Genomic DNA, 13082 nt, shown 5'->3' with positions numbered 1-13082 from the left:
TGGCGGTCCCCGCCACGATGTCGGCGGCGGCAGCCATGACCGACCGGGAATCGTTCTCGTCGCTATTCACGTATCGGTTCTTCGATGACGAGACGAATTTCATGTACCTCGATGACGGGCACGGGCCGGCCATCGGCTTCCTGCTCGCCATCTCACCGCTCAATGTCGCCGGCGTGAACGCCGAAGGTGCTATCGAGGCCGCCATGGTGGGTCTCCCGCCCGAGTCGGTCTTGCAATTCGGCAAACTCGTGACCCCGCAGGTCGAGGGCTTCGTGAACACCTGGGCGAACGCGCGCCTCGCCAAAACGAACAACCCGCTACTGCGACAAATCGTTGAGCGCCGCCGCGACTTCCTGCTCACCACCGCCCTGGGCCCATCGATGCTGCCCCGCACGCGCATGCATCCGCGCATGATGCAGTGGTACGTCGCCGCGCGCGTTCCATTCACGGGTGACGTGAAAAGCGAAGTCGAAATGCGTGCCTTTCGCCAGACGATGCGTGATTGCCGCAACACGGTCGCCAGCGCGTTGTCGGCCGTGGGCATGCAATCGATGGAAATGGCTGAGGTCGACATCAAGTTCCTGCTCTGGGAGCTTCTGAATCCGCACCTCGAGCCCTCCGAACGTATTTTCGAGGCGACGCCTGGCCAACCGGTCTCGGCGGACCTCATGTCCCGCAATACCCGTGTCAGCGTTTTGCGCGACGGCCGCATCGGCTTCAGCAAGCACGCAGGGGATACGAACGCGGACGGCGAGCACGTGCCTGACGTTGTCGTGAGTTGCCTCACGGTCGATGCGGCGCCCCATACGCACTACCTGCCGAGCATGGCGCGCACCCTCGGGGACCCGATGTCCTGGGACGACCGTATCACGTGTCCATACTGGGCATACACGACGGTCCACATTCTCCATCCCGATGACTCGAAGGATGACCTGCTGGGCAAGTTCGGCATGCTGAACAAGCAGACGATGTCTGAGAGCCAGTGGTTCCGTTCGATGATGGGCCACCTCTACGAGCGTCGGGACCGCGCAGAAGCGTTGCTCAAGGAAACGAGCAAGGGGCACCGCTTGGTGCGCGCCTACACGGGCATCAACCTGTACACGCCGCCCGATGAGGCCCGACAGCAGACCGAGCGCGTGAAGGGCTTTTTCCGAGGCGCCGGATTCCGAATTTCTGACGAGCCCTACATCTCCCTGCCGGTGTTCATCGCGTCGCTGCCGTTGCAGTATGTCCCGGCGATGGACCCTCCGAACCGCGGGATGCAGCGGGCTTGGCTGATGAGTTCCATCAACGCGGCCTCCATGATGCAAGTCCAGGGTGACTGGCGCGGTACGGGTCCGGAGCACGCGGGCCTACTGCTGACTTCCCGTTCGGGCCAACTTGCAACTTTCGACCTGCTGTGGAAGGACTCCACGAACTACAACTTCGTCGTGGTAGCCGCCTCTGGCTCGGGCAAGTCATTCCTGACCAACGAGCTGGTCTGCGACTTCCTTTCCCGCGGCGGTATCGCGCGCATTATCGACGTGGGGCGGTCGTACCACCGCTTCTGTACCGTCATGGGCGGTGAGAACCTGGTCTTCGACGCGGAGAAGCCGCGGTCGATGAACCCCTTCACCGGCATCAACACCGTCGATGACCTGAACGAGCTCATGCCGATGCTCAAGGAGCTGCTGCGCCTGATGGCATTCCCCCTGACCAAGTCGGAGGATGTGCCTCAGTTCCAGTATCAGCTGCTCGAAATCGTGGTCGAAAAGGCATGGCGAAAGTTTGCTGCAGCTACCGAACTCAAGCACGTCGTCGAAGAGCTGGAAGTCTGGGACGGCGCGTCGCCGGAGCTGGCCCACCAGCTCGCGATGCAGCTCATGGCGTATTCCCATGGCCGCTACAGCGCGTGGTTCACCGGCCCGCGTGAGGTTTCCTTCAACAAGCCTCTGGTCGTGATTGAACTCGAAGAGCTCAAACAGGACCCACAGCTCCAGTCGGTCGTGCTGCAGCTGGTGATGTTCCAGTGCACGAAGGAGATGTACCTCTCCGACCGGGCCCTCCCGAAGCTGCTGGCAATCGACGAAGCCTGGGACTTGATGGGCGGCCTCAGCACCGGCAAGTTCATCGAAACCGCCTTCCGCCGGATGCGTAAGTACAACGGCGTCGCCGGGGTCATCACGCAGTCCTTCCAGGATTTTACGAAGTCCGAGGCAGCGATGGCTGCGGTGGAAAACGCCGCGTGGCAGTTCATTCTTCACCAGAAGAAGGAGTCCATCGACTACGCGGTCGACCACAAGCGAATTTCGGCGGACGAGGCCACCATCGAGCTCATCAAGTCCGTGAAATCCGGCGAGGGGTTTTCCGAGGTCTTCGTGCGCAATGACGCCGGCGCGGGCGTGTACCGCTTCGTGACGGATAAACACTCCTACTACACGTTCTCGTCGAGGGCGACCGACATCATCAGGCTGAACAAGCTCACCGAGTCGGGCATGACGCTGGAGGACGCCATCGACAAGCTGGCAATGGAGGATTACGCGCGAATGTGGGGTGGCCAAGACGCCGCCTGACGCGCGAGAGTCCATCAGAACGCCCGGCGATGCCGGGCGTTTGCTTTCAAGACGTGAACATGAACGACGACACCACTTCACAAGGCGAAATTTTCAAGCTGCTCGCTCCCTATCTCGGGGGTACGCTTTTGCTTGCCGTGATGGTCGTAGTGCTCCTGCTGCGCTTCTCTCCGTTGGGACAAGGCGGCGGCGGGACATCCACGGTGAACGCGGTGACCTTCGATGTGGTGAAGTTTGCCAATGCGCAGCGCGCAGTCGCCTCCGCGTTCCTCAAGCCCGGCAGCGCGGACGTCGCCGAGGCGAACGAAATCCTCCTGGGACTTACCGAACGCACCCGCAAGACCATTGAGGAGGTGGCAGGGGAGGGCACGCTGGTGCTCGTGAAGCAGTCGGTGGCCCACGGCGTGTCGCGCGACATCACCGACGACGTGCTGAAGAAACTCGGCATGCCGACCAATGCCCCGACGCGAGACGCCGTGGCATACACGCTGGACGTAGCACCGACCATGCTGATGGGGCCGCTGACCAGCCGTCGCCCGCAGACGACGGTGGCCCCCAGCGGTGAAAGCGTTATCCCGTGATTTCGCGCGACGCCTTCGAGCGCTTCTTCATCATCCTCGCATGCTCTGTGCTGGCGATTCATGTGTACGTGAAGGTCGTCCCGTACTCGCTGTCCTGGAACGTCACCGCATCGATTCCACGGGGACTCTATTTGTCCACCGAGGCGACAACGACGCCCCTGGTGCGCGGTCAGATTGGCTGCTTCGCCTATTCGGCACCGACTTGGGCGGAGGCGCGCCACTACTTCCCCGATGGGTTTCAGCTGTGCAAGTACGCGCTGGGCTTGCCTGGTGACGTGGTCGAGGTCGATGCGTCCCTTCGCGTGTCCTCCGCTGCGGGGAAGCACGCCGACGTCGCCTTTGCATCGGCCGACAGCCGCGGACGCCCGATGCCGCGTGCAGAGGGCCTGGCCGGAGCGATTCCCCGCGGGGAGTACCTGCTGCTGGCACCCGCCCACACGAACAGCCTCGACTCGCGCTACCTGGGACGTATTGCCCACGAGCGCCTCACCCGCACCCTTGTTCCCCTCTTGACCTGGTAACCACATGGCCACCGCGAAAGCTGACGCAGCAGACGTCGAAAAAGATGAAAAGGCGCAGCGCCTGCCCTTCCTCGAGGACGGCGAGCTGGCGACCGTCGTTCGCGTTGAACTGAAGACCCGCAAAACGCGAGCCCCCAAGCCCTATACGGAGGGAACGCTGCTCGACGACATGAAGGGCGCCGCGAAGTTCGTGGAAGACGCGACTCTTCGCAAGGCCATCAGGACCAAGGAAGCCTCTGGCATCGGCACTGCCGCGACCCGTGCGGAAACCATCGAGAAGCTCAAGGCCGTCAAGTACATCAAGGCCTCGGGAAAGACCATCACCGCGACCCCGAAGGGTCTCGACTTCATCACCTGGCTTGAATCCATCATGCCCGAGCTCACGGACGTTGCGCTCACGGCACGCTGGCAAGCAGAACTTGATGGCGTTGCCGTTTCAGGTGGCGGCAAAGCCTTTGAAGCCGGCGTCGCAGACAACGTGCGACAGCTGGTTTCTATATTTCAAGTGGCGCCTTCAATGCGCCTCGCATCCACCTCCTCAACTGAAGGCTCATCAAGCATGACTGACACCCCCAAACGTGCGAACAAACCCAGCGACAAGATGCTGGAGTTCGCGAAGCGCATCGCCGACAAGGTCGGCAAGAAGGTCCCTGACGACGTCATGGCCGACTGGGACGCCTGCAAGGCGTTCATCGACGAGAACAAGGACGCGGCCATGCGTCCGAGCGAAAAGCAGATTGCGTTCGCCGGCCGCATCGCCAAGGAGAAGGGCCTGACTGTGCCTGATGACGCGCTGAAGGACGGCCGCGAACTGTCGCGCTGGATTGACGAGAACATCAGCAAGTAACTCGCCTGCCTCCGCATGCAAAGCCGGCCCCGTGCCGGCTTTCGCTTTTGGGTCGCTACACCGGGAGGACATCAACGCCCTGTGCAAGGGGGCAATCATCACAAGGACAAACATGACAACCGCGACCGAATCCCGACTGGAAGAGTTGCTCGACCTGAAAGACGTCGAACTAGAGGAAGCCGAAGAGCGCATCCGCACACTCGAGAGAGAAATCGACTTTGGCGTCGACTGGATGCGGCACGAACCGCTTCCGCGTGACGAGTCGGGGCTTCCGCTCCCCCGCATCGAACTCCGGGTGATACCGAACACCCACTACTGCTTCGAAGCCGAGGTCACCTTGGCGTTGGCGCAGCGCGATGGCAGCGTCAGGTTCGTTCCGCTCTCATACAGCAAGGTGTCAGGCAGAGCGCTCGACCTCGAGCAATTTCCGACCTCCGGAGTGCTTCCCGACCGGCAAATCTCTGACCTGCCCGGGCTGGTGAACGACGCCTGTTTTCACATGGACAAGACCGGCATCGGCGCTTTCGTAGTGCTGGACGACAGGCGGCGCTATCGAATAACGAGCTTGCGCCCCCTGGCGATGAAGGCCGTGGCCTAACCCCGTCATTCCTCGAAAGCCCCGCATCGCGGGGCTTTCTCTTGCTGGCAGCAGTTCACTCGTTGGGCCGGGCGCGCCTTAAACCGCACCGGATAAAGCCGTCGCTATACGACCCGCAACCTTTTGGAGGTCATATATGCGCCAAATCATCGGAATGCTGGGAGCACGGGGCTCCGGCAAAGATACATGCGCGGCGGTGCTGGTGAATGAGCTTGGCTTCATTCGCATTGGCTTCGCCGACACCCTCTACCAGGAGGCGGCTGATGCGTTCCGCACGACCGTCGAGTACCTGGGCAATCGCAAGTCCAAGGAGCTGCCGCAAACGCCGCTCGCGCTCAGCCGCTGCGTGAACGTCCACTTTGTGGAAATTGCGCTCAAGTCTGCGACCCGCGACCGAAGCCTGCGCGACGCTGCATTGCACTACTTCAAGACCGGTGAGCTGACACCCCACGTTTCGGCACGCCGCACGAGGGGTGTCCTGAAAGCGGCTAGAAGCCCACGATGGACGCTGCAACTCTGGGGAACCGAGTTCCGCCGGAAGAGCAAGTATGGGTACGACTCGTACTGGCTCGACCAGGTGCGTGCGGCCGTCAACGCGCAGCCCGGAAAGTGCTTCGTCATCACGGACGTCCGCTTCAAGAACGAGGCGTTCTTCGTGGTGTCAATCGGTGGCGTGCTGCACCGCGTGCGCCGGCCCGCCCTGGAAGCCCGAGATGCGGCTGAGCGGAAGGTCACCGGCCTGGCCGCTCACCCGAGCGAGACGGAACTCCTGGACCACCCGGTGGACTTCGAATTCCTGAATGAGGAGGGCCAGCTCGCGCAGTTGCGCCTGGACGTGCTGCAGCAGGCTGGGTTCCTGGAGAAGAAGGCGGCCTGACGCCTCAACGCCTGATTTCGGGCCTGCCACTCTGGTGGCAGGCCTTTTCTTTTGTTTAAACGGCAGAGCTACACGGCTCAAGCTCACCCACCTCAGCCTAATGAAGCCTCTCCACGTCCTATTGCTGTCCGTCGCCCTTGCGCTGCCCGGGTTGACGCATGCCCAGTCCAGCTCGACCTTCAAGGAAAACGCGGCCGCGGACGCTCGCGCCAAGGCCGAGAAGGGCTGGTGGTACTTCGAGAAGAAGAAGGAGCCACCGAAGCTCGAGGAACCGGCTCCTCAACCCCAGCCTGAGCCCGTGGCGCAACCTTCAAAGCCTGAAAAGAGCAAGGAAGAGAAGTGCAAGGAGAAAGCGACCTGGTCGGCCGACTGTGGGTTCGTCCACCCAGGCCAAGATTTCGAGTTCCAGGCGAAGCAGCGCGACGCCCTGATGGAGCGTATGGTGGTCTCCAACAATGACCCGCAGGCTGTCGAAGCCTTCCAGTACTACATGCGCTGGGTGCTCGAGCGCACCAGTGAGGTGACGAACCTCTGGTGGTACAACATGGTCCAAAACCCCGAACTGGACCCGACGGCAGCGCAGCCCATCTCGGCGATGGGCTTGCGACTCATGACCGAGGTGCGCAAAGGCTCAGAGGCCGAAATCTTCGACGTGGCACGCGACGAAGGCGGAATGTTCGTCTTCTTCTCGCGCAGCGACTGCATCTTCTGCCATCAGATGGCCGAGCCGCTGCGGATTATGCAAGAGCGTACGAAGCTGCCCATCCGTAACGCCAGCCTCGACGGCCAATGCATCGCGCCATTTGTCGAGGGTTGCCTGACCGGCGAAGTCGCCATCCAGGCCGCGCAGGCCCTTCAGGTCGCTACCGTTCCCACCGTTTTCCTCTACATCAAGCCCAATACCTGGATTCGTATTGCCACCGGCATCACCGACGCTGACTCCATGGCAACCCGCGCAATGCAGTTTTTCACCGCATACCGCACGGCTTTGCTCAAGGGCGTGGAAAACGGGCAGGACGGCCGGCCCTCCGTGGATTTCGGGAAAGACGAAGGGCCGACGGGGAACCTCTCGACGGGCGTAGGCGCAGGCAAACGCCAGGAGGTGTCCGAGGAACTTATCCATGACCTGCTCGGGCGTAAAAACTGAACGCGTACCTATAAGACCAAATCACGGGGAATCTCCAATGCTGCGCAAACTCGTCATCCTCTTCCTGGCAGCCTCGATGCTGCTGCAGGCGCCGTTCGCATCCGCTCGCGACCTCACAGCCGCTTTTGGCAATCTGCTGTCCAAGGGCGGAGTTGCCGCCGTCAACAAAGGCGGCCGTTACGAATCCTCCGCTCGAAACACGTTCATCGCGGGCGGTCTAGAAATGCGGATGCCCAAGCAGGACGTGTCGGCGCAGCTGTTTTCGTTCACGCCACCCAAGGTCACCGTCGGGTGCAACGGCGTATCGGCCTTCTTCGGCGGCTTTTCCTTCATCTCGAGCCAAGAGTTCGAACAGTTGGTCAAGAGCATCGCGTCGGGCGCTGCGCTAGGGTTCGTGACGATGTTGACCCTGAAATCCCTGTGCCCGCAGTGCGCCGATGTCGTGCAGCAGCTGAAGAATGCCGCCCAGGTCGCGGCACGACTCTCCATCGACGCGTGCAAGCTCGGCATGGAAGCCGCCAAGAAGTTCCAGGGGGAGCCGAACGATTTTGCCTCGGAGCTCTGTGGAGCAACAACGACCTCTGGCAGCGGTACCAGCGCTGACTTCCTGTCCTCCATCAGCAAGCAATGCAACACCATCGTGGGCTCTACCCAGGCGGTGAAGCAGGCCAACCCGGGCACGGCGGGGGGGTCCAAGGAGTCTAAAAGCCAAGAGTCCGAGCTTGAGTGCAAGCTCGGGGTGGGCAACGTTACCTGGGCAATGCTCGGCGGCGCCAAGTACAAGTTCAAGGGTACTGACGACGAAATCTACGCACGCAAGACCGTCATCATGAACATGATGGGAGTCGTCCTGCGCGTAGGGGACAAGGAGGCATCCTGCGAAACTCCGAACGGCACGTTGAAGCCAAGCGAGGCCGATGGTCAGATGATGGTTTTCTGCCCGCCTCAAGTTGAGGCTAAGGACATCACCGGCGCCTTCATGTGTGGTACCGACAAGAGCGCCTTCTCAAAGGTGGTCAACGGCTCGGCCGTCATCTCCTACTGCAAGGCCTTCTTCGATGGACTTGCGGGAGCCAAGCAGGACTCCGGAGCGTCGCTGGATAACCTGAAGCTGAAGCGGCTGATGGTGTGCGAGGAATCGGAATCCTGCAAGAAGCTGGTGCTGAAGGACTTCGCTGAAGCCAACGTTGTTAGTGGCGTGGGCTTCCTGCCCCAGGTCGCGAAGCAGTTGGCGACCGCCGTGGACAACGTACGGAATAACAAGCCGATGGACCAGGAAATCATCGACCTCATGGAAGCAGCCCCCTACCCGTTGTACCAGGCCGTCAACGCGGCCGCTGTGTACCCCGTCGCCGCAGCCGACTTGCTCGACTCGCTGAGCATCCTGGTGGCAGAAAGCGCAGCAGGCACGATGCTGGAAGAGTTCCTGCGTGTCGACGGCACCATGGGTGGCGGAAGCTGTACGAACGAGCAACAGGTTCGCCGTGTCATTGAAACACTGGCTTTTGCCAAGACCGAAGCGAAGGCCCGCAAGAACCTCATCGCATCGAACATGGCCGCGCAGCAAGGCATGCGCGAGCAAATTCGCCAAATCAACCTGGCAATCCAGCAGCAAGTCATGAGTGGCGAACTGCTGCAACAAAACAAGATGGCTGCCGGCCTCGCCAGCTCCCTCAGCCCGACCGGCGCCGGCAATCAGCCGACCGGCAACTAAAAGACGAGGCACCAATGCCCTTCCTCTACCTCATTCTCGCTGTGGCCGCGCTTCTGGCTCCGGGACTCGCGTTGGCCGCCCCGTCGACGCTGAACCCCATCGACGGCAACTCGTGGGACCTCATCGTCTTCGGAAATGGCCGGGTCATCTACGACATCATGATGGGCGTGAAAATGCTCATGGTGCCGGATGCCGGCGACTCTGGCTTCACACTCCTGCTGCTCCTGATGGCCACCCTTGGCTTCCTGGTGCTGGCGGTGAAGGCCGGATTCGACCCAGGCAAGAACCTGATGAAGATGTTTGGCTACATCTTCCTGGTTTGGATGGTGACACTGTTCACGACGAAGATTGTCGTGAACGTGCAGGTGCACGACATGGTCGTAAATCAAGCCGGCCAGCAGGATTCCTGGGTGGTCACCGGCGTCCCCGCACTGGTGGCGCTTCCCTCCGCGCTGACCTCACAGGTCGGGCAGTACTTCACCAAGTCTCTCGAGACTTACTTTTCGGTTCCGGCTGAGTTCAAGCTCACGGGCGGAGCTGCGGGTCAGTTCAACCTTTTTGCGAAGATGGTTGAGGAGTCGAACGAGTACGGCTTCAGCTACCCGGCCCTCAAGCAATCCTTGTCCGCGTATACGGCCGATTGCGTCGTGCCTGCAATGGCCCTGTTGAAGCTGAAGGGCCCCGGAAAGGATGGCGAGCTGACTGGCGTCGACGCGCTGCTGCGCACCAACGACCTCATGAAGACCTACAAGTCCGCCCAGCACAAGTCCATCATGACAACGTACTTCCCTATCCCCGACCAGGGCGGAGCGGCTACGCCCGGCGGAACGCTGGGCGGCATGGGCACCGTAGAGACTTGCGAGAAGGCGTACGACAATATCGAAAAGGACATGAACGCCCACGCTGCCGCAATGCTTGGACGCGGTGCAGAAGCCTGGAAAAAGGCAGGCATCATGGTTCCGTTTGAGACGGCGTTCCGTTCCATGCTGGCCCAAGCGGCCGCACCCGGCTCGGTGGCCTCCGGCTTCAGCAGCCCGAGCGGCTACATCCTGCAGCAGGGCTTTCTGAACTCCATGACTGGCTCGTTCCGTACTGCAGCCGCCCAAACCGGCAACAGCGAGTTGATGCAGGCAGCGAGCGCCTCGCAGGCTGAAGCGTCGCAGAAGTCCGCGTGGGTCGCATCATTTTCGACCTTCAACAACATGATGGGCTACGTCTTCACCGTGTTGCAGGCATTCATCTTTGCCATCACTCCCCTCATCATCGTCGCACTTCTAGTGCCCGGTCTTGGAGCGGGCATCTTCAAGAACTACGCCCAGATTCTCATTTGGCTCACGCTGTGGATGCCGTGCTTCGCCATCATCAACTTCGTCATCACATCTTTCGCGGCCGAGTCCTTCACCGGCGTGTTGAATGTCGACGGCGGCCTGTCCATGAACAGCAAGGGCGCGTTCAATGAGAAGACCAAGAACATGGTGATTGCCGCTCAGTTCCTCGGAACGATGGTGCCCATGATTACCTGGGGCATCGTGAAGGGCGCCATGGCGTTTACCGAATTCATCTCGAGCGGCGTGGGGTCCCAGTTCGCTAGCCAGGCGGGTGCGGCTGCAGCGTCAGGCAATCTCTCGATGAACAACATGTCGATGGACAACTATAGTGCCAACAAATTCAACACCGCGATGTCCTCGGCGGTCGGGTTCCAGGCCACGAACGCATTTGCCAACGCGGGTGCGTTGGACGTCGTGCAGGCAGCGGGCGGCTCTAGTGCCTCGATGCACGGAGCGACGGTGGACGCGAAGCAGCAGCTGAGCGAGTCAATTGGCCAGAAGCTGGCGGAGCAGCGGTCCGTCTCGCACAACCTCTCATCGATGAAGGAGAACACGGCTTCGACTGTCGACGCGATGAGCCGCTACCAAAAGGGCGACCATAGCGTGATGACGGCGGACGCATACAACCAGGCGATGCAAATGGCTCGACAGGTTACCAAGAGCAACTCAGCCGGAGAAAACACTTCGGCCAGCAGCAGCAGCACGAACAGTTCAAGCGGGCAGCGGGGACAGGGCATGGGCACGACGGCGAGCACTGAATTCGGAGTTGGCATGCCTGGAGGCATCTCGCCTATCAAGGCCGGCGCCTCGGCCGGCATGAACGGGAATACGAAAACGGAGCAGCAAGAGGCCTATAACAAGGCGGACCAAGCAGCCCACGGCACGAGCACGGCGAGCAGTGTTTCGAAGCAGGAATCCGGGACGGCGTCTTCGGGGAATACCCATACGGTGACTCGCAGCGACGCAGAAGTCATCGGGATGATGCGCAGCCATGACAACCAGGTTGCCTTCCGTCAGGCCGCCAGCGAAGCGCTACAGCGCAGCGAGAGCGTCACCGCCGGGCTTGAGCACATGCAGTCCCTGACCAGTACCGCTTCGTTCAGCAGCGGCATGACCCTTGACGGCGTAAATCAGTTGATGTCGCAAGTCGAAGCCGCGCGGGGCATGGGCTCTGCAGCAGAGATTAGGGAGAGGTTCAACGAGCTCAGTTCACGAAGCGCTGAGCACTTCAATACGACCTCTGCGGCCGTAGGCGGCAGTGGCGGCGCATTCGGTGGCAGTGGCGGCAGCGCCTTTGGTACCGGCGGAGGGACCGGCCTCGATTTCGGTGTCGGAGGCGGAGGTGCTCCCGCTGGTGGCGGTGGCGCTGGTGGCGGTGGCGGCGGTGCATTTGGCCCCGGCTCGAGCAGCGCTGCTGGCGACATGCCGAACGTCGCACCGACCTATAACCAGTTCGTAAACGACACCGGTGCGGAACTCGATAACCGGACCCAGGAGACGAACCGCACAGCCCAGCGAACGGCCGAGGCCAATCAGACGGGTCGGGACGAAACGAAGGTTTCCAACACTGCGGTAGGCGCACTTGCACAGAACGCCGGCAGGAACATGAGAATGGAAAAAATCGACAAGGGATTCTTGGACTGACCGAACAACGGCCCCAGGTTTGGCGGGCACGAAGAAAAGGGGTACCTGCAGGGTGCCCCATTTTTTGCTTTAGGCCGACGCGCGGCGAATATAAACCGGCGCTCCCTATACGGGGTCTACTGCAAACTCTTGAGACCCTGCATGACCCGTCCAGTGCACGCCTTCGTGCTAGGGGCCGCCCTTACCCTGTTTGGCCAAACAGGGGTTGCTTCAAGCTTGGAGCAATCGGGGCAGCCCGAGCAAAGCGTATCCGTGATGAAGACCTATGGCGTTGGCGTTGCCACGTCCAAGGGGCTCCGTACGGTCGTTCCCGCCGGCTGGCGGACCTATGTCCAGCCACCCGCCGCCTTGCCTGAGTCGATGTCGTGGAAGGTGGGCCAGGAATGGACCTCCGTCCTGGCCGACCTGGCCAAAGATTCCAACATCAACGTGCTCGTCGACTGGTCGTCGAAGTCTGTCTACCTCCGTACCACCGAAGCGGCACTGGATGACGGCGCAAAGCGTGCGGAAGTCCTGCAAGCAGCCACCACGCCTCTGCCGCGCTTTGAACCCAAGCCGCTCGCCGTCGGCGTCATTGAAAAGGTGGCAAGCACCGCCGCTTCGTCCCAAAACCACCTGAAGACGGAACCTCTCGCGGCAGGGGCACCCGCCGCTACGGCCGCAGATGCTGCTTCGAAGGCCAGCTTTGCGTCGTCCGCTGCCTTGGCGACTCCTCTTGCGGGAGAGCCAGCCGGTGGCAAATTCGCAGTGCGCAAGAAAACTTCCAATACCACGTTCGACGCGCCGCTTGCAACGGTGACGTTGGGGCCGTCTGACGTGACCGGCAGGGCTGTCGAAACGCGTGGCACGGCTTCCCTGGGAGCCGCACCGGTCGCTCAGGGCGCTTCCACCTCGAGCGCCGTGAGCGATGCGCCCGAGCCCGCGGAAAAAGTCCTTGCCAAGGCCGAGCCCGCTCAGGTCGTCGGCGCGTCCCCAACGACAGGCACCGGGACCGCCCCGGTCGGAGCCGTGACGTCCGGCCCTTTGTCCGTGCTGGAAGACAAGCTCGTCCTCAAGCCCGCTCTCGGCCTTGACCTGGTTGCGGCGCCCTCCGCTGGGCCGTCACAGCAGCATGACCTGCTGACTGCGCCTATTGAGCGGCCCTCCGCTGAGAAGCGAATGGCCACTTCGGCGGCGGTTCGTGCCGCTCTTGCGCCTGTGACTGCGGAGCCTGGTCCGTTCAACGCTACCGTGCCAGCCCCGGTACTCGCGGCTCCAACCTCCGTTGTCGGGC

9 protein-coding genes and 1 pseudogene are annotated in these 13082 nt (G+C 61.7%); all 10 read left to right on the top strand.

Features of this window, described 5'->3' with window-relative positions; all coding sequences use genetic code 11:
- Positions 1 to 17: 17 nt before the first annotated feature.
- Entirely contained in the window at positions 18 to 2552 is a 2535-nt protein-coding gene (locus APY03_RS02545; protein ID WP_157103367.1) for a TraC family protein, read from the top strand.
- Between the two features lie 59 nt (positions 2553 to 2611).
- Entirely contained in the window at positions 2612 to 3133 is a 522-nt protein-coding gene (locus APY03_RS02540) for a hypothetical protein (RefSeq protein ID WP_146039478.1), read from the top strand.
- Positions 3130 to 3654, top strand: a complete 525-nt coding sequence (locus APY03_RS02535) for a S26 family signal peptidase (RefSeq protein ID WP_068673556.1) — start codon at positions 3130 to 3132, stop codon at positions 3652 to 3654. The genes APY03_RS02540 and APY03_RS02535 overlap by 4 nt, the downstream gene beginning before the upstream one ends.
- Before the next feature lie 4 nt (positions 3655 to 3658).
- Positions 3659 to 4501, top strand: a complete 843-nt coding sequence (locus tag APY03_RS02530) for a DNA topoisomerase (protein ID WP_068673554.1) — start codon at positions 3659 to 3661, stop codon at positions 4499 to 4501.
- Positions 4502 to 4613: 112 nt separating this feature from the next.
- Complete coding sequence (locus tag APY03_RS02525; protein ID WP_146039479.1) at positions 4614 to 5099, top strand: hypothetical protein; 486 nt, start codon at positions 4614 to 4616, stop codon at positions 5097 to 5099.
- Between the two features lie 136 nt (positions 5100 to 5235).
- Positions 5236 to 5976 (top strand): hypothetical protein, encoded by a 741-nt coding sequence (locus APY03_RS02520; RefSeq protein WP_068673550.1) that lies wholly within the window; start codon positions 5236 to 5238, stop codon positions 5974 to 5976.
- Positions 5977 to 6076: 100 nt separating this feature from the next.
- Complete coding sequence (gene traF / locus APY03_RS02515; protein ID WP_232324135.1) at positions 6077 to 7123, top strand: conjugal transfer protein TraF; 1047 nt, start codon at positions 6077 to 6079, stop codon at positions 7121 to 7123.
- Positions 7124 to 7160: 37 nt separating this feature from the next.
- The gene (locus APY03_RS02510; protein WP_068673546.1) at positions 7161 to 8837 is read left to right on the top strand and encodes a conjugal transfer protein TraH; all 1677 of its coding nucleotides are present in this window, start codon (positions 7161 to 7163) and stop codon (positions 8835 to 8837) included.
- 14 nt (positions 8838 to 8851) lie between these two features.
- Positions 8852 to 11809 (top strand): conjugal transfer protein TraG N-terminal domain-containing protein, encoded by a 2958-nt coding sequence (locus APY03_RS02505; RefSeq protein ID WP_068673544.1) that lies wholly within the window; start codon positions 8852 to 8854, stop codon positions 11807 to 11809.
- Positions 11810 to 12064: 255 nt separating this feature from the next.
- Positions 12065 to 13082 (top strand): annotated as a pseudogene (locus tag APY03_RS42300) (hypothetical protein); the annotation flags it as partial.

The sequence above is a fragment of the Variovorax sp. WDL1 genome (assembly GCF_001541225.1).
Classification (GTDB): Bacteria; Pseudomonadota; Gammaproteobacteria; order Burkholderiales; family Burkholderiaceae_C; genus Variovorax.
This window is presented reverse-complemented; position numbering and strand designations above follow the sequence as displayed.

Excerpts from the sequence above, each read along its gene's own strand:
- APY03_RS02545 (WP_157103367.1), top strand. The coding sequence starts at position 18 with ATGTCGGCGGCGGCAGCCATGACCGACCGGGAATCGTTCTCGTCGCTA.
- APY03_RS02540 (WP_146039478.1), top strand. The coding sequence starts at position 2,612 with ATGAACGACGACACCACTTCACAAGGCGAAATTTTCAAGCTGCTCGCT.
- APY03_RS02530 (WP_068673554.1), top strand. The coding sequence starts at position 3,659 with ATGGCCACCGCGAAAGCTGACGCAGCAGACGTCGAAAAAGATGAAAAG.
- APY03_RS02525 (WP_146039479.1), top strand. The coding sequence starts at position 4,614 with ATGACAACCGCGACCGAATCCCGACTGGAAGAGTTGCTCGACCTGAAA.
- APY03_RS02520 (WP_068673550.1), top strand. The coding sequence starts at position 5,236 with ATGCGCCAAATCATCGGAATGCTGGGAGCACGGGGCTCCGGCAAAGAT.
- traF (WP_232324135.1), top strand. The coding sequence starts at position 6,077 with ATGAAGCCTCTCCACGTCCTATTGCTGTCCGTCGCCCTTGCGCTGCCC.
- APY03_RS02510 (WP_068673546.1), top strand. The coding sequence starts at position 7,161 with ATGCTGCGCAAACTCGTCATCCTCTTCCTGGCAGCCTCGATGCTGCTG.
- APY03_RS02505 (WP_068673544.1), top strand. The coding sequence starts at position 8,852 with ATGCCCTTCCTCTACCTCATTCTCGCTGTGGCCGCGCTTCTGGCTCCG.